11 protein-coding genes are annotated in these 17,418 nt (G+C 71.4%); 6 read left to right on the top strand and 5 right to left on the bottom strand.

The genetic code is table 11. From position 1 onward, the window contains the following. Positions 1-53 precede the first annotated feature (53 nt). Positions 54-1,445 (bottom strand): 2-oxoadipate dioxygenase/decarboxylase, encoded by a 1,392-nt coding sequence (gene hglS / locus OHS81_RS00715; protein ID WP_328381418.1) that lies wholly within the window; start codon positions 1,443-1,445, stop codon positions 54-56. Between the two features lie 33 nt (positions 1,446-1,478). After that, a complete protein-coding gene (locus OHS81_RS00720) occupies positions 1,479-2,648 on the bottom strand; it encodes an NAD(P)/FAD-dependent oxidoreductase (RefSeq protein WP_328381420.1) in 1,170 nt (389 codons plus the stop codon). 180 nt (positions 2,649-2,828) lie between these two features. Here OHS81_RS00720 and OHS81_RS00725 point away from each other — a divergent pair, with 180 nt between their 5' ends. Continuing rightward, positions 2,829-3,755 carry a LysR family transcriptional regulator gene (locus OHS81_RS00725; RefSeq protein ID WP_328381422.1) on the top strand — a complete coding sequence of 309 codons (927 nt, stop codon included), beginning with the start codon at positions 2,829-2,831 and terminating at the stop codon, positions 3,753-3,755. Between the two features lie 387 nt (positions 3,756-4,142). Continuing rightward, positions 4,143-5,540 (top strand): amino acid permease, encoded by a 1,398-nt coding sequence (locus OHS81_RS00730; protein WP_328381424.1) that lies wholly within the window; start codon positions 4,143-4,145, stop codon positions 5,538-5,540. Positions 5,541-5,618: 78 nt separating this feature from the next. Here OHS81_RS00730 and OHS81_RS00735 read toward each other — a convergent pair whose 3' ends face one another. Next, entirely contained in the window at positions 5,619-6,530 is a 912-nt protein-coding gene (locus tag OHS81_RS00735) for a LysR family transcriptional regulator (RefSeq protein WP_328381426.1), read from the bottom strand. Between the two features lie 186 nt (positions 6,531-6,716). Between OHS81_RS00735 and OHS81_RS00740 the strand changes: the two genes are divergently transcribed. Both OHS81_RS00740 and OHS81_RS00745 read left to right on the top strand, forming a co-directional pair. Continuing rightward, the gene (locus OHS81_RS00740) at positions 6,717-9,641 is read left to right on the top strand and encodes an FAD-binding and (Fe-S)-binding domain-containing protein (RefSeq protein ID WP_328381428.1); all 2,925 of its coding nucleotides are present in this window, start codon (positions 6,717-6,719) and stop codon (positions 9,639-9,641) included. Positions 9,642-9,720: 79 nt separating this feature from the next. Beyond that, positions 9,721-10,869: a Glu/Leu/Phe/Val family dehydrogenase gene (locus OHS81_RS00745; protein WP_328381430.1), complete on the top strand. Its 1,149-nt coding sequence runs from the start codon at positions 9,721-9,723 to the stop codon at positions 10,867-10,869. Positions 10,870-10,899: 30 nt separating this feature from the next. Here OHS81_RS00745 and OHS81_RS00750 read toward each other — a convergent pair whose 3' ends face one another. Continuing rightward, positions 10,900-11,199: a PASTA domain-containing protein gene (locus OHS81_RS00750; RefSeq protein WP_328381432.1), complete on the bottom strand. Its 300-nt coding sequence runs from the start codon at positions 11,197-11,199 to the stop codon at positions 10,900-10,902. A gap of 262 nt (positions 11,200-11,461) precedes the next feature. Further along, positions 11,462-12,931 carry an MDR family MFS transporter gene (locus tag OHS81_RS00755; RefSeq protein WP_328381434.1) on the bottom strand — a complete coding sequence of 490 codons (1,470 nt, stop codon included), beginning with the start codon at positions 12,929-12,931 and terminating at the stop codon, positions 11,462-11,464. Positions 12,932-13,035: 104 nt separating this feature from the next. Between OHS81_RS00755 and OHS81_RS00760 the strand changes: the two genes are divergently transcribed. Both OHS81_RS00760 and OHS81_RS00765 read left to right on the top strand, forming a co-directional pair. Beyond that, positions 13,036-13,281: a hypothetical protein gene (locus OHS81_RS00760; protein WP_328381436.1), complete on the top strand. Its 246-nt coding sequence runs from the start codon at positions 13,036-13,038 to the stop codon at positions 13,279-13,281. Between the two features lie 222 nt (positions 13,282-13,503). Then, positions 13,504-17,415 carry a Pls/PosA family non-ribosomal peptide synthetase gene (locus tag OHS81_RS00765; RefSeq protein ID WP_328381437.1) on the top strand — a complete coding sequence of 1,304 codons (3,912 nt, stop codon included), beginning with the start codon at positions 13,504-13,506 and terminating at the stop codon, positions 17,413-17,415. Positions 17,416-17,418: the final 3 nt, after the last annotated feature.

Here is a 17,418-nt window from a genome sequence, read left to right on the forward strand (position 1 = left end):
AGGGTGTCGAGGCGTGTTGAGGGTGTCGAGGGGTGCGGGCGGCGGGCCGGGGGTCAGCCGGGCGTGCCGTCGAGTCCGAGTTCCCGGGCGGCCTGCGCGAGGGAGCGGTTCTGCTGCTCCTCGTAGAGGTCGAACGGGTCCAGGACGTCGCGGCCGAGGACGCCGGAGAGCCATGCGCTGTCGTAGGCGGCACCCTGCTGGTCGCTGTTCCTGGAGCCCTCCTCGCTGAGGTTGGACTGGAAGATGCCGGCCGCTGAGCGCGGCAGGAAGTCCTCGTAGACCAGCGGTTCGGCCCGGAGCCAGCCCCCTTCCAGCAGGTCATGGAGCCCGGCCGGCGGGCGGCTGCCGTCACGTGGGCGGTCCGGCGCGGCGTGGTAGGTGAAGTGCGCCAGGCCCGCCGCGGCGAGTCCCTGCTCGCTGTCGGGAAGTTCCTCCGCCCACAGGCGGCGGGCGAGTCCGGCCCGTTCGGCAGGGGGCAGACCGGCGGCCCGGTTGTCGACGCGGGCGAGCAGCCGGTCGTAGCGGGCCCGGCCCTCGCGGCTGAGGGCGATGCCGCGGGCTTCGACCTCACCGAAGCGCACCCGCAGGGATCCGCTGATCACGCTGCCGTCCGGGGTGCGCAGGGCGCGGGGCTCGGCGAGTGCCCGGAAGGAGGTCTGGCGCAGCAGGACGTCGGGGCCCTTCCAGCGGGGTGGCCCCTGGATGGTGTCGATCATCTCGATGCCGCGCTCGGTCATCCGCCGGTAGAGCTCGTCGATGTCCAGGACGCGGGGGGTGAGGTGGTTGATATGGGTGCTGCCCACGCCCCCGATGTCCGCGGCGACGGCGGAGATCCGTTCCAGGGTGGCGTACCAGGCCTGGTCGACGGGCTCGGGGGACAGTTCGAAGGCCTGCACGGCGAGGTGGAGGAACCGTTCGGCGTCCGCTTCGGGCAGTTCCCCGGCGCTTTCCGCGCGGTCGGCGAGGGCGAGCAGTTCCGGGGGGAAGAGCCGGCGGGCGGCGAGGAAGTTCTCCAGGCGGGCGCGCAGGTCGGGGTCGAAGAAACGGGGGTCGGCGGGGGTGAGCAGGGAGGTGAAGACGCGGAAGGGATTACGGGCCAGTTCCCCGGCGTCGACGGGGCGGAACGCGGTCGACACGACGGGGATCGCGCTGGCGGCGGCCTCCCGCAGATCGTAGAAACCGACCGGGTACATCCCCAGGGCGCCGAAGATCCGGGCGACCTGGCGCAGTTCCTCCGGAGAGCCGACGCGGATGGCGCCGTGCCGCTCCGCGGTCACCCGGCCGATGGATCCCAGGCGCTCGGCGTCGGCGCCCTGTGCCCGCAGCACGTCCTCGTTGACCTCGCGGGAGACGTCCACGAGCGTGGTGTAGGCGGGCACCTCCCGCCCGTACATGTCCGAGAGCCGCTGGGCGAACGCGGCGCGCAGTTGCCACTGGCTGATCATCGGCAGGTCGTCCTTCCGTATCGGGGGGGGGATTCACACCACGTGGATTTCGGGGCGGATCTCGGCACCGGCCGTGAAGCGGTCGGCGCTGAAGGGGGTGACATCGACGAACGGTGTGCGCTCCAGGTAGAGGTCGCGCACGATCTCGCCGACGGCGGGGGCCTGCAGGAAGCCGTGGCCGGAGAACCCGGTGGCGTACAGGAAGTTGTGCGGCGCGCCGGCCCGTCCGATCAGGGCATTGTGGTCCGGGGTGACCTCGTACAGTCCGGCCCAGCCGCCGGTGGTCTCCATCCCGGCGAGGGCGGGGGCCCTGCGCCGTGCGGCGGCTCGGAAGAGTTCGAGCCAGTCCGGCGTCCAGGTGGTGTCGAAGCCCTCGTCCTGTCCGGGGTCGGCGAGGCCGAACAGCAGGCCGTCGTCGCTGTTGTGGAAGTAGGCGGTCGAGGCGAAGTCGATGGTGAAGGGGATACGCGGGGCGGGCGGCGCGAGCGGCGCGGTGAAGGCGAGCTGGCGGCGTACCGGACGCACCGGGAGGTGGACGCCCGCCATCTCGCCGAGCCGCGCGGACCAGGCGCCCGCGGTGCAGATGACCGTGGAGCAGGAGATCCGGCCGTGATCGGTGTGAACGGCCGTGACCCGGTCACCGGTGGTGTCGAGGCCGGTGACGGTGGTGTGCGTGGCGAACGTGACGCCTGCGCCCGCGGCGGCGCGCGCATAGCCCTGGACGGCGAGTTGGGGCCGGGCGTGGCCGTCGGTCGGGGAGTAGGCGGCGGCCACCAGCCCGTCGGTGCTGACGTAGGGACACAGCCGCTGTGCCTCGTGGGGGGCGATCATTCGGCTGGGGACACCGAGGCCGTTCTGGAGCCGGACGGCGGTCTCGAAGTCCGCGGCCTGCTCGTCGCTGGTCAGCAGGAAGAGATAGCCGACGCTGTCCAGCCGGATGTCCGCGCCGGGACGCTGTCCGAAGTCCTGCCAGGCGCGCAGACTCCTGCTGCCCAGGGCGATGTTGAGGGGATCGGAGAACTGCGCCCGCACTCCGCCGATCGGTTTGCCCGAGCTGCCGCCGGCCAGTTCGCCGCGCTCGATGACGACGATGTTGGACACCCCGGCCTCGGCCAGGTGGAACGCGATGCTGGTGCCCATCACACCGCCGCCGACGATCACGACGTCGGCAGTCGGCGGCACGGTGCGGGAGGTGGATGACATGGACAAGAGGCCGATCCCTTCCGGAGGCCGCCGCCTGCGCCGGAGGCATCCGTCCGGCGCGTGGCGGGGCTGTCAGTGCATGGCGAGAAGAGCTGATCAGCTAGCTGCCCGTCATCGTGCAGCACTCCAACCTTTGACGTCTACGAACAGTTAGTGCGTCCGATCTATTAGGATCTCTATATGGACTGGACGAGTGCCCAGCTGCGGTCCCTGGTGGAGCTGACCAGACGCGGAACGATCACCGCGGCGGCCCAGGCCCTTGGATACACGCCCGGTGGCGTCTCCCAGCAGATCGCCGCGCTGGAGAAAGCCGCGGGCACGGAGCTGCTGCGGCGGGTCGGGCGACGGGTGGAGCTGACCGATGCCGGCCGCACGCTGGCGTGTCACGCCGAGCGGATCCTGTCGACGGAGGCGGAAGCCGTCGAGGCTCTGGAGCGCACCCGGCACGAGATCTCCGGGGTGCTGCACGTAGGGCTGTTCGCCACGGCAGCCGCCGAGATCCTGCCGCCGGCGCTGCAGGAGGTACGGCAGATCCATCCCCGGCTCGCGGTGCACAGCCGCGATATGGAGGTGGACGAGGTGCACGACGCGGTCGCTTCCGGAGCGGTGGACCTGGCGCTCGGTCTCGACTACCCGGATGTGCCCCTTCCGCGGGAGTCCGCCCTGCAGGTGCGGCAGCTGTACCGCGAGCGGTTCTCGCTGGCGGTACCCGCCGGGTCGATGCACGGCCACGAGGTGATCGGCCTGGCCGATACGCAGGACCTGGGGTGGATCCTGCCGTCGGCCGACAGCTACTACGGCCGGGCGGTGCGCACGGCCTGCCGGCGCGCGGGCTTCGAGCCCCGGGTGCAGCACGAGGTCACCGACACCGCGGCCACGCTGGCGCTGGTCGAGGCGGGAATCGGGGTGAGCACGGTGACGGATCTGATGCTCGGCCTGCGCGCGTCCCGCCTCGATGTCGTACGGCTGCGGGAGAAGGTCGAGCGGCACATCGTGGTGCTGTTCCGCTCCTCCGTGGAGCACCGGCCCACGGTGGCGGCACTGGTCGACGTTCTGCGGGCGGTGTCCGGGGCCCGGCACGGCACCCCAGCCCGCCGCGACCCGTAAGACAAGGCCCCGGCCGCCGTCCCACCGGACGCCCAGCCGTCAACAGGCGTGCTCCCCGGGCGAGTTGACGTACACCGGAACAAGATGCCCAGTGCACGAGAATCCGGACTGCTCGCCCTGCGGAGCGCCTTCCCCAGTTCCGCTTGCCCTCAGCCACGCAAGTTGTCGCGCTGGGGTCCCTTTTGCCGGGGCGCATCCTGGGTGAAGGTTTCAGGCCAGTGGTGACCCCCGCCACGACGGTGGCCCGTCGTGCCGCCGTTGCCTGACAGGGAGCGAGCGATGTCCACCCATCACACCCCGAAATCTCCCCTTCGCGCGTTGCTGGGAAGAGGCCCCCAGGGAATCTTCCGGCGAACGCTTCCCCATGAACAGCCCAGCGGTGAGCGCATGGTGCGCACGCTCGGCCTCACCCAGCTGACAATGATCGGCATCGGCGCCATCATCGGGGCCGGAATCTTCAGCCTGGCCGCGGCCGTCGCCCGGGACGTCGCCGGCCCCGCCGTCCTGATCTCGTTCCTGGTGGCCGGGGCCGCCTCGCTCTGTGCGGCCTTCGCCTACGCCGAGTTCGCCGGGATGGTGCCGAAGGCAGGCTCGTCCTACACCTACTGCGCCGCGGTCCTGGGGGAGATCGTCGGCTGGATCGTGGGCTGGGACCTGCTCCTGGAGTACACCGCCATCGTCGCCGTCGTGGCGATCGGGATGTCGGGCTATCTGGGATTTCTGCTGCAGGCGGTCGGCATCCATCTGCCGGTCTGGGCCCTGGGCGCCCCCGGCACCGGCGCCGGCCACCGGGTGGACCTGCTCGCGATGGCGATCTGCCTCGCCGTGGCCTGGCTGCTGACCCGGGGCACCCGCACCTCGGCCCGGGTGGAGACGGTGCTGACCATCATCAAGATCGGCATCGTGCTGCTGGTGATCGTGGTGGGCTTCACCAAGGTCAAGACCGGCAATCTGCATCCCTTTGCACCGTTCGGCTTCGGCGGGGCCTTCACCGGGGCGGCCACGGTCTTCTTCGCCGTGTTCGGCTATGACGCGCTGAGCACGGCGGCGGAGGAGTCGATGGAGGCACGGCGCAAGCTGCCGAAGGCGATGATGCTGTCGCTGGCGGTCTCCATGGTGCTGTACGTGCTGGTCTGCATCGTGCTCACCGGGATGCAGCGCTACAGCGAGCTCAACCCGAACAGCGGGATTTCCAGCGCGTTCCAGAGCGTGGGGCTGAGCGGGCTGGCCAATGTCATCGCCGTCGGCGCGGTCATCGGCATCGTCACCGTGACCTTCTCCTTCATGATGGGCGCCTCCCGCCTGTGGTACGCACTCAGCCGCGACGGGCTGATGCCGGCCTGGTTCGGCGCCATCCACCCCCGGCGCAAGGTGCCGCACCGCGCCACCTGGCTGATCGGTGGGGTGTCCGCGGTGCTGGCGGGGCTGTTGCCGATCAACGCGGTCGCGGAACTCACCAATATCGGAGTGCTGCTGGCGTTCGTGGTGGTCTCCGCTTCCGTGCTGGTCCTGCGCTACCGCAAGCCGCACCTCAAGCGCGGTTTCCGCTGCCCGGGCATGCCGGTGGTGCCCGTGCTCGGGATGGCCTTCTCCGTCTGGCTGATGTCGTTCCTGCAGTGGGAGACCTGGGTGCGGCTCGGCGGCTGGCTGGTTGTCGGCCTGGTCATCTACGCCACGTACGGCTACCGCCGCACCCGCAGGGTCATGCCGGGAGGCTCGGTGGATCTCGACGCCCTTGACCGGATGTCCGACTCCGATGAATCCGAGCCCGCACCCGTCCCGTGACGGGCGGCCGGCCGTCCACGTGGGTACTCCGCCACTCCCCTCACCGGGAGAGGCGGAGCCCGCCCGTGTCCCGGCCGGTCACTCGTCGGCGGGGTGCACATACGGCTCGCCGTCGGGCACCGCGCGCCGCAGACAGCTGATCACTGCGGGGAGCAGCGGGTTGCTGTTCTCGCTGCGGTGCAGCGCCATCACCGTGCGGTGTGCGGAGCGCTGGGTGACCCGGGTCGCTTCGATCCCGTCGCCGGGAACGTGGCCGAGCGCCGGGACCACGGCCACGCCGAGTCCCGCGGACACCAGCTCCCGCACCACCGCGTAGTTGTTGCTGCGGAAGGCGACGGCGGCCTCGAACCCCACGGCCGCGCAGAGGCGGACGAAGGAACGCGCCCCGGCGGTGTCCTCCCGGCTGGTGATCCAGCGGGCCCCGGCCAGCTGGGACAGCTGGGCGCCCAGGCCGCTGTCGCGGGCCCTGAGCAGCACCAGGTCCTCGCGCAGCAGTTGATGGCAGGTCAGGCCGTCGGGCCACTGGCGGGGGCTGAGCCCGTACTCGAAGACGAGCGCGACATCGAGGTCGCCGTGGCTGAGCGCGGTGACGAGCTCTTCGGGCTCGCCCTCCTCCAACTGGATCCGGGCCCGTGGATGGCTTTCGAGGAGCGCGGACAGGGCGGCGGGCACCAGCCGTACATCGGCCGTGGGAAAGCTGCCCAGCCGCAGCCGGCCGGTGGCGCCGGTGGCGAGCTCCTGGACGTGATGGTCCAGGTCCTCCATGGCCGCCAGCACATGGGTACTGAGATCGACCAGGCGGTGGGCCGCGGCGGTGGGGCGGATCCCGTGCGCCTCCCGTTCGAAGAGCACCAGGCCGGTCTCCTTCTCCAGCGCGGAGATCTGCTGCGAGATGGCGGAGGCGGTGTAACCGAGGTCGCGGGCCGCAAGGGCGAACGAGGCGCTGCGGACGACGGCCTTGAGGGTGAGCAGATGCAGTGGCTTCAGCAACGCGGGCTCCCAACGACGCGGGAGGCGAGCATAAGCATCCACCGCCCTCGAACGCGAGCCTCAGCATTCCTTGCCCTCAAGCATGGATTCTTTCGTGCTGCTGGGCCTTGTCCCCGGCCCCGGGTGCCCCACATCGTGGACGGGACCAGGCGGAACACGACCGGTGAGCACGAAGGAGCGAGCAGGGTGACCTCGACAGCCCAGGGCGTCGGCAGCCTCGACGCGGCAACGGTGGCCGAAGCCCTCGACCACGGGGACTGCGGCAAGGTCGCCGGCGATGCCGGTCACCGGGCACAGTACGCGTCCGATGCCTCGAACTACCGCCAGATCCCGCTCGCCGTGGTCTTCCCCCGCGAGCGGCAGCACGTCCTCAACGCGCTGCGGGTGTGCCGGCGCCTGGGGGTGCCGGTCACCGCACGCGGCGCGGGCACCAGCACCTCCGGGCAGGCCGTCGGGCCGGGTGTGGTGCTCGACTTCTCCCGTTACTTCAACCGGCTGACGGCGCTGGATCCGCACGCCCGGACCGCGACCGTGCAGCCCGGCATCGTCCTGGACGACCTGCAGAGCGCCGCCGCCGAGCACGGTCTGGTATTCGGCGCCGACCCCTCCACCCACAGCCGCTGCACCCTGGGCGGCATGATCGGCAACAACGCGTGCGGATCCCACTCGCTCGCCTGGGGACGCACCGCGGACAACATCGTCGAACTCGAAGTGGTCACCTACCGCGGCACGGTGGTCCGGCTCGGCGAGATGACCCGGGAGGAGATCGACGCGGCCGTGGCCGCGGGAGACGACCGCGGAGAGCTGATCGCCGCCCTGCACCGGCTCGCCCAGGGCAATCTGGCGACGCTCCGCACCGAACTGGGGCAGTTCCCCCGGCAGGTGTCGGGCTATGCGCTGGAACAGCTGCTGCCCGAGCGGCGCTTCCACCTCGCCAGGGCCCTGGTCGGCAGCGAGGGCACCCTGGCCGTCGTCCTCTCGGCGACCGTCCGCCTCATCTCACCTCCCCCCGCACGGGCTCTGGTCGTCCTCGGTTTCTCGGACGCCGGCGCCGCGGCCGATGCGGTCCCCGCACTGCTCCGGCACGAGCCGCTGGCCCTGGAAGGGCTCGACCGCGGACTGACCGACATCGTCACCCGGCCCGCGACCAGGGACACCATCGACACCCTGCCCACCGCGCAGGCCTGGCTGTTCGCGGAACTCGGCGGCGCCGCCGACACACTGTCCCGGCAGGCCGAAGCGCTGGCCGGGACCGCGCACGGGGCCGCGGGCTTCACCGGCAGTGAGATCGTCACCGATCCCGCACGCGCCCGCAGTCTGTGGCGGATCCGCGAGGACGGTGCGGGTCTGGCCACCCGTCTGCCCCCGGGCACCGGGACCGAGGGCGGGGCCGAGGCCTGGCCCGGATGGGAGGACGCGGCCGTCCCGCCCGGTCAACTGGGCTCCTATCTCCGCAAGTTCACCGCCCTGCTGCACCGCCACGAGCTCCAGGGCGCCGTCTACGGCCACTTCGGCGAGGGCTGTCTGCACGTCCGGATCAACTTCGACTTCACCACCGAGCAGGGCACCGCCGTCTTCCGCACCTTCCTCGCCGACGCCGCCGACCTGGTCGCCGCACACGGTGGTTCGCTGTCCGGCGAACACGGCGACGGCCAGGCCCGCTCCGCGCTCCTGCCCCTGATGTACGGCCCCGACGTCATCGCCCTGTTCGAGGAGTTCAAGAACATCTGGGACCCGGACAACGGCCTCAACCCCGGCATGATCGTGCGGCCGCTGCCCGTCGACGGCAACCTGCGTGTCAGCCCGCACCGCACTCCCCTGCCCCTGACCACGGTCTTCCCCTTCCACTCCGACGACGGCGACTTCGCCAAGGCCACCCGCCGCTGCGTCGGCGTCGGCAAGTGCCGCTCCACCGCCCACCGCGGCGATGTGATGTGCCCCAGCTACCGGGTCACGCGGGACGAGAAGGACTCCACCCGTGGCCGCGCCCGGCTCCTGTACGAGATGACCCAGGGTGAAGTGATCACGGACGGCTGGCGTTCCACCGAGGTCCGCGACGCGCTGGATCTGTGCCTGTCGTGCAAGGGGTGCAGCGCCGACTGCCCCGTCGGCGTCGACATGGCCACCTACAAGTCGGAGTTCCTGCACCACCACTACAAAGGGCGCCTGCGACCCGCCTCGCACTACACCATGGGCTGGCTGCCCCTGCTCTCACGGGCCGCCGCCCGGATCCCCGGCCTGGTCAACGCGCTCACCTCCTCCCGCCTGGCCCCGGCCCTCAAACGACTGGGCGGCATCGCCCCGCAGCGGGACCTCCCCCGCTTCGCCGCGCAGACCTTCCTGACGTGGTTCCGCCGCCGCACACCCGGAGGCGACGGCCGGCGCGGCCCCGTCCTGCTGTGGGTCGACTCCTTCAACAACCACTTCAGTCCCGAAGTCCTCCAAGCCGGCGTGGCCGTGCTGGAAGACGCGGGCTTCCGGGTGCAGGTCCCCGAGGGCACCCAGTGCTGCGGGCTCACCTGGGTCACCACCGGTCAGCTCGGCATCGCCCGCCGTATCGCCCGGCGGACGGCCACCGCGCTGGCTCCCGCGGTCCGCGCCGGCATACCCGTCGTCGGACTGGAGCCGAGCTGCACAGCGGCCCTCAAGAGCGACCTTCCCGAACTCCTCGACGGCAACGAAGATGCCCGCGCCCTCTCCCGGGCCACCCTCACCCTCGCCGAACTCCTCGTCCACCACACACCCGGCTGGCAGCCCCCACGGATCGAGGGCAGCACGCTCAGCCAGACCCACTGCCACCAGCACGCCACCTCCGGCTTCGGCGCCGACAGCGCGCTGCTGGCCCGTATGGGCATCGACAACACCACACTCGATTCCGGCTGTTGCGGCCTGGCCGGCAACTTCGGTTTCGAGCGCGGCCACTACGACGTCTCGGTCGCCGCGGGCGAACAGGTGCTGCTCCCCGCGGTGCGCTCGGCCGCCGCCGACACCCGGATCCTGGCCGACGGTTTCAGCTGCCGCACCCAGATCGCCCAGCAGACCCCGCGCAGCGGCACCCATCTCGCCGAACTGATCGCCCAGGCACTGCCCCCGTCCGACACCTCCTCCTGACCCACACTCCCCCGCCTCCCTCTTCCTTCTCCTCCCTCCCTCTTTTCCTCCCTTCCTTCCTACCGACAAGGAACACACCGTGACTGATGCACTCTCCCTCGTCGACGAGTGGGGCCCCGAGAAGATCGTCGTCGTCTCGCACCGGCGCACCGGTATGAAGGGTGTCCTGGTGATCGACAACACCGCTCGCGGCATCGGCAAGGGCGGCACCCGGATGAGCCCCGGCGTGACGGTCAACGAGGTGTCCCGGCTGGCGCGCGTCATGACATGGAAGTGGGCCGCCGTCGACCTCTTCTACGGCGGCGCCAAGGCCGGCATCGTCGCCGATCCGGCCTCCCCCGACAAGGAGGCGGTGCTGCGTGCCTTCGCCCGCGCGCTGTCCAACGAGGTGCCCCGCGAGTACGTGATGGGACTCGACATGGGCCTGACCGAGGACGACGCCGCCATCATCCAGGACGAACTGGGCGACCGCGGCGCCGCCGTCGGCACCCCCGCGCACCTCGGTGGCGTGGCCTACGACAAGCTCGGAGTCACCGGCTACGGCGTTGCCGAGGCGGCCGACGCCGCGGCAGGACACCAGGGGCTGGAGATGGCCGGCTCCCGGGTGGCCCTGCAGGGCTTCGGCGCGGTCGGCAGCGCAGCCGCCCGCCGCTTCGCCGGCCTCGGTGCCACCGTCGTGGCGGTGTCCACCGCCCACGGGGCGCTGCACGACCCCAGCGGTCTCGACGTGGACGCGCTTCTGGCGGCGCGCGAGGAGCACGGCGACCACTTCGTCACCCGCCACTCCTCCGGCACCGTGCTCGCTCCCGGCCGTGAACTCACCGTGGACTGCGACATCTTGGTGCCCGCCGCCCTGCAGGATGTCATCGACCGCACCACCGCGCGCGACATCAAGGCGAAGCTCGTGGTGGAGGGCGCCAATCTGCCCACGTCTGCCGAAGCCCGGAGCATCCTCGCGGAGCGCGGCATCACCGTGCTCCCCGACTTCGTGGCGAACGCCGGCGGCGTCGTCGCAGCCGCCTTCGCGATGGACGCCCGCTACTCCGGGTTCCGGCCCGACACCGCCACCATTGTCGAGACGGTCTCCTCGCGGCTGCGCGCCAACACCATGACCGTCCTGGACGAGGCCCGGCTGCAGCACATCACCCCGCACGCCGCCGGCCGCCGCCTGGCCGAGGACCGCGTCCGCACCGCCATGCACAGCAAGGGACGCATCCCCCGCGCCTGATACGCCCGGCGGAGCCCGCGCCGCCGGCTCCTACCGGCACGACTCCGTGCGCTTGACCACGGTGAGCGTGACCCGCCGGCCCCGCAGGTCTGTGCCCGCCGCCGGATCCTGGGCACAGACCTTCCAGCCCGCCGGCCACAGCACATGGCGGCCGGCGCCGCGCCCGTCCTTGAGCCGAACCGAGGTGTCGTAACGGAGCGCCGCATAGGCGGAGACCAGCCCCTGCCCCGCCACCTGCGGCATCGTCCGGGGACCGTCGGCATGGGCCGGAACGGCCGGAACCAGGCAGCAGAGGGAAAGGACCGAGGCAGTAACGATTCTCTTCACCACCGGAGAACGATCCCCACGCACAACGGTCACCGCGGCAGCTCACAGGTGATCACGGATCGCCGTGGCCGGCCAGATGCCGGGCCCTCTGCCGCGATGCGCTCCCGACTGACCGGCCACAAGGCCACGGTGAATTCGGCAGCATTCAGCCCGGAAGCACGCCCCGTGGCCACCGGGGAGCGAGGACGGCACTGTGCGGCCACGGGACGCCGACACCGACCGGGCAGTCACCAAGAGATGCGCGGGATTTCGTTCCGCCCGGCCCTCATGATGCCGTGGGCTGCTCCGCGGCGCTGCCGTCCTCGGCGGCGGTGGCAGCGATCCGGCGCGGCAGTTTCGCGGCGATGGCGATCGTCACCACGCTGAGAGCGGCGGCGACGCCGAAGGCCAGCTTCATCCCGCTGAGCTCTGCGGGCACGGCGGCGACGCCGTCGGCGACCAGGTCACCGGTGCGCGCGGACATCACGGTCACCACGAGTGCGGTCCCGAACGCTGCGGCGACTTGCTGCAACGTCCCGAGCATCGAACTGCCGTGGGAGTACAGGTGCGGGGGAAGCGCACCCATACCGAGCGTGAAGACAGGGGTGAACGTCGCCGCCAGGCTCACCATCAGCAGCGCGTGCAGTCCGAGCACCTGCCAGTACGGCATCGTCATCGAGACCTGGGTGAAACCGCAGAGGGCGAGCACCATCCCGATCGAGCCGGGCAGCACCAGCGGCCGGCTGCCGAACCGGTCGAAGATCTTTCCCACGGTCGGTCCGAGCAGTCCCATGGCCAGACCGCCCGGCATGACCAGCAAGCCGGTCTCCAGCGGGCTGAGCCCGCGCACGTTCTGCAGGTACAGCGGCAGAAGGATCATCGACCCGAGCATCGCCAGGAAGCCGACGGATATGAGGGCCAGGGAAAGGCCATAGGTGCGGTGACCGAGGGTTCGCAGGTCCATCAGAGGCGTGCCGGTGCGTTGCAGCTTGAGCTGGCGGATCACGAAAACCGCGATTGCCGCGACCCCGGCGAGGACGATGCCGATGCCGAGCCCGAACCTGCTGCCCGTTTCGCCGAGGAGGCTCAGGCCGTACACCAGGCCGCCGAAGCCGAGCGCCGCCACGGAGACACTGAGCCAGTCGATGGCACCCACCTGCGGCTCACTGATGTTGTCCACCTTGCGCAGCCCGAGCAGGGTCACCAGAGCCGCGATCGGCAGGACGACCACGAACAGCATCCGCCAGGAGCCGGTCTGCAGGATCAGCCCGGACACGGCAGGTCCGAGCGCGGGCGCCACCGAGATCGCCAGGGTGACGTTGCCCATCACCCGGCCGCGGTCCTGTTCGGGCACCACGATCATCAACGTGGTCATCAGCAGGGGCATCATCACGGCTGTACCTGCGGCCTGTACGACTCGCCCGAGCAGCAGCACCTCGAAGGAGGGCGCGACGGCTGACAGGGCGGTACCCGCGAGGAACACTCCCATCGCGATGGCGTAAGCCCGGCGGGTGGTGACCCGCTGCAGGAACCAGCCGGTGACCGGAATCACGGCGGCCATGGTCAGCATGAACGCCGTGGACACCCACTGCGCCGACTGCTGGGTGATGTGCAACGAGTCCATCAACCGCGGGATGGCGTTGATCAAGATCGTCTCGTTGAGGATCACCACGAATGTGGCCAGCACCAGCAGCCGTACCACGGTCGGTATGCGGCCCGCCTGCACGGCCGGTCGTTCTTGGATCGCAGCTGTCATGGCAGCACCTCGCTGGGGTTCCTGGGCACAGTCGCCTCGCAGCCAAGGGCTGTCGGCACGAACGTGGGTGTGATGGATGGGTGTGATTGTAGGAAGAGACCGGCATGCCCGGTAAGACTCATCGGCCGGCGCGAGTGTTTCGTATCCTCGCGCCGATCTCACCCGATTTTCCGCCCGCGGCACGGCGTGATGCGGCGCAGCCGCTACGGCGCACGCGAGGCGGAACGCATCGCCCGGCTCTCGCCTACCGCGTCAAACGCGCAGAAGAGCTCCTGCCCTCGGCCACCACCGCAGACAACTCACCGGAACTGCGGCTCGCCCTGGAGATCGCCCGCACCGTGCTCGGCTGACGTCACCACCGGCACGGAATGAAACAACCCTTTTGCCCATAATCCTCGCCGTGCATTGCGGTATGCCGGATATTCGCATGATGGGCGGGTGAGCCCGGCAAGCGATTCACGTGGTCCGTGCCGGGGCCGGGCGGGACCAGGCAGGCCGCGCGGCACCAGGTGCACGTCCCCCGCCCCCGGCCCGGGCCTGGTCGCGGAAGGGGAACGAAGGACGAGGAGCGCATGGTTGAGCTGGTGTCGGGGCCCATGGTGCCGGAGCGGGAACCCATCGGTGAGCGCGCCGACGGCCCTCCCGCCGTGTTCGGCGGACGGACGGCTTTCGCTGCGCGGACGCTCGTGGACGTCCTGGACATCACCGTCCTGGTCCATCCGCACGAGCCGGCCCTGGACGACGGACGGACCCCGCTGAGCTACCAGGAGCTCGCCGGTGAGGTCGATGAACTACGGCGCCGGCTGGCGGCGGCCGGGATCGGCGTGGGCGACCGCGTCGGGGTGCGGCTGCCGTCCGGCACCAATGATCTCTACATCTGCATTCTGGCGGTGCTCGCCGCGGGTGCGGCGTATGTACCGGTGGACGCCGAGGACCCGGACGAGCGGGCGGATCTGGTGTTCGGTGAGGCGGCGGTGAGCGCCGTCCTGGAGGCCGGGCGGCGTCTGACCCTGACGGGCGGCCGCGCCACCGGCTCTCCGCGCCGTCCGGGTCCCGCGGATGACGCCTGGATCATCTTCACCTCCGGTTCCACCGGCAGGCCCAAGGGCGTCGCCGTCACCCACCGCAGCGCGGCGGCCTTGGTCGACGCCGAGGCGGCCTTGTTCCTCCAGGAGGAGCCGATCGGTCCGGGTGACCGGGTGATGGCGGGTCTCTCGGTCGCCTTCGACGCCTCCTGCGAGGAGATGTGGCTTGCCTGGCGGCACGGCGCCTGTCTGGTGCCCGTGCCGCGTTCCCGGGTGCGTGACGGAGCCGGTCTCGGCCCGTGGCTCGCCGAACAGGACATCACCGTCGTGTCCACGGTCCCCACACTCGCCGCCTTGTGGCCGGCCGAGGCGTTCAACGAAGTACGGCTGCTGGTCTTCGGTGGCGAGCCGTGTCCGCCCGAATTGGTGGAGCGGCTGGTCACCGAGGGGCGGGAGGTGTGGAACACCTACGGTCCGACCGAGGCGACCGTGGTCACCTGCGCCTCGCTGCTGACCGGCGAAGGACCGGTCAGGATCGGCCTGCCGTTGGACGGCTGGGACCTGGCCGTGGTGGACGGGGCCGGTGAACCGGTCGCCATGGGCGGCAGCGGCCAACTGGTCATCGGCGGGGCCGGACTGGCGCGTTACCTGGACCGCGACAAGGACGCCGAGAAATACGGCCCGCTGGCGTCGCTCGGCTGGCCACGGGCCTACCGCACCGGTGACCTCGTACGGGCCGAGCCCGACGGACTGGTCTTCCTGGGGCGCGACGACGAACAGATCAAGCTCGGCGGCCGGCGGATCGAGCTCGGCGAGGTGGACGCGGCCCTCCAAGCTCTGCCCGGCGTGATCGGCGCCGCGGCCGCCGTCCGGACGGCGCGCGGCGGCAACCCCCTGCTGGTCGGCTATGTGGTGACCCAGGACGGCTGGGACCGGACGCAGGCCGTCGAGCGGCTGCGCGCCCAGCTGCCCGTCGCCCTGGTGCCGTTGCTCGCCCCGGTCGACGCCTTGCCCACCCGCACCTCCGGCAAGGTGGACCGGGCCGCGCTGCCCTGGCCGCTGCCGCGGACGGCAGGGCCCGATCCCGGCCTGTCGGGTCCGGCCGGGCAGCTCACCGGCACCGAAGCATGGCTGGCCGGGCGGTGGCATGAAATTCTCGGTGTGCCGGTCACCGACGCCCGGGACGACTTCTTCGCGAGCGGCGGCGGCAGCCTTGCCGCCGCCCAGCTCACCACCCTGCTCCGCGACCGCTACCCGGCCACCGCCGTCCGCGACATCTACCGGCACCCCACCCTGCGCAAGTTGGCCCGGCTGCTGGAGCGTTCCGCGCCGGACGAGCGCGACGGCACGCGCCGGGTGACGCCCGTCCCGGCCAAGGCCGGCCTCGTGCAACTGCTCCTGCTCCTGCCGCTCTTCACCGTGGCCGGGCTGCGCTGGATGCCGGGGCTGCTGGTCCTGGGCAATGTCCTGGCGTGGTGCGGCAGCTATCCCTGGGCGCCGACGGCCTCTTGGTGGTGGCCGGCAGCCGGTGGCCTGCTGTTCTTCAGCCCGCCGGGCAGGCTGGCGACAGCAGCCGGTGGGGCGCGGCTGCTTTTGCGGGGGCTGCGGCCCGGCAGTTACCCGCGCGGCGGAAACGTCCATCTGCGGCTGTGGACCGCGGAACGGCTCGCGGAGCTGAGCGGGGCGCACTGCCTGTCCGGAGCCTGGCTGGTCCGTTACGGCCGGGCGCTGGGCGCCCGTATCGGGCCGGACGTCGATCTGCATTCGCTGCCGCCGGTCACCGGGATGCTCAAGCTGGGCCGGGGGTGTGCCGTCGAGCCCGAAGTGGACCTGTCCGGCTACTGGCTGGACGGGGACCGGCTGGAGGTCGGTCCGGTGAAGGTGGGCTCCGGCGCGGTGGTCGGTGTCCGCAGCACGCTCTTCCCCGGCGCCCGGGTGGGCAAGCGGGCCCAGATCGCTCCCGGTTCCGTCGTCACCGCCCGGGTGCCGACCGGCCAGAGCTGGGGCGGCGCGCCCGCCGTCAAGCTGGGCAAGGCCGAACGGCGGTGGCCCAAGCGGCGTCCGCCGCGCCGGGCCGGGTGGGCGGCGCTCTACGGTATGAGCGGCCCGGGGCTCGGGCTGCTGCGGCTGCCGGCAGCGGTCCCGGCACTGGCGGTGGCGGGCTGTTTCGTCCACGCCGGGGACGGCCCCGGCGACGCCGTACGCGGAGCGCTGATCGCGCTCGTGCCCGCCACACTGGCCTTCGGGGCGGCGTACGCCGCCCTGCTGATCGTCGCCGTCCGGTTGCTGAGCCGCGGTCTGCGCCCCGGCTGGTATCCGCTGCACGGCCGGATCGGCTGGCAGGCCTGGACCGTCAGCCAGCTCATGGACCGGGCACGTGACACGCTGTTTCCGCTCTACGCCGGTCTCATCACTCCCGTCTGGCTGCGTGCACTGGGAATGAAGGTCGGCAGGCGCGCCGAGGTCTCCACCGTGCTGGCGCTGCCCAGTCTCACCAGGGTGCGCGACGGAGCCTTCCTGGCCGATGACACCCTGGTCGCTCCGTACGAGCTGGGGGGCGGGTGGCTGCGGATCGGCGCGGCCGAGATCGGCGAGCGGGCCTTTCTCGGCAACTCCGGCATGACCGCCCCGGGCCGCGCCATCCCGGCGCGAGGCCTGGTGGGGGTGCTGTCCGCAACTCCGGAGAAGGCGAAGAAAGGCAGTTCGTACCTGGGGATGCCGCCCATGCGTCTGCCGCGTTCGGCAGGCACCGGGGACCGTCGCCTGACCTACGACCCCCCGGCCCGGCTGCTCTGGGCCCGAGGACTGGTCGAAGGGTGCCGGCTGCTACCGGTGCTGGTCTCCGCCGCCCTCGGCCTGCTGTCGGTGGCCGCGCTGGCCCACTTGGCCGCACACGCCTCGCCGGCGGTGGCGGCGCTGCTGTCCGGCCTGGTGCTGCTGGCCGCGGGGACCGTTGCCTGTGGGGTGACCATCGCTGCCAAATGGCTGCTGGTGGGCCGGTTCCGCCCGGCGGAACACCCGCTCTGGAGCGGCTTCGTCTGGCGGACGGAGCTCGCCGACACCTTCGTCGAGGTGCTGGCCGTGCCGTGGCTGATCGGTCCGGTGCCGGGCACCCCGCTGATGAACCTCTGGCTGCGGGCTCTGGGAGCCACCGTCGGCCGGGGTGTGTGGTGCGAAACCTACTGGCTGCCGGAAGCCGACCTGGTCACCCTGGAGGACGGGGTGAGCGTCAACCGGGGCTGTGTGCTGCAGACCCATCTCTTCCACGACCGCATCATGCGCATGAACACCGTGGTTCTCCGCGAGGGCGCCACACTCGGCCCCGGCGGCATCGTGTTGCCCGGCAGCATCCTCGGGGCGCACAGCGCACTCGGGCCGGCGTCGTTGGCCATGGGCGCGGAAACGGTCCCGGACGGCACCCGGTGGCTGGGCAACCCGATGGCGGCGTGGCGAGAATGAGGC

The sequence above is a fragment of the Streptomyces sp. NBC_00400 genome (assembly GCF_036048035.1).
Lineage (GTDB): Bacteria > Actinomycetota > Actinomycetes > Streptomycetales > Streptomycetaceae > Streptomyces.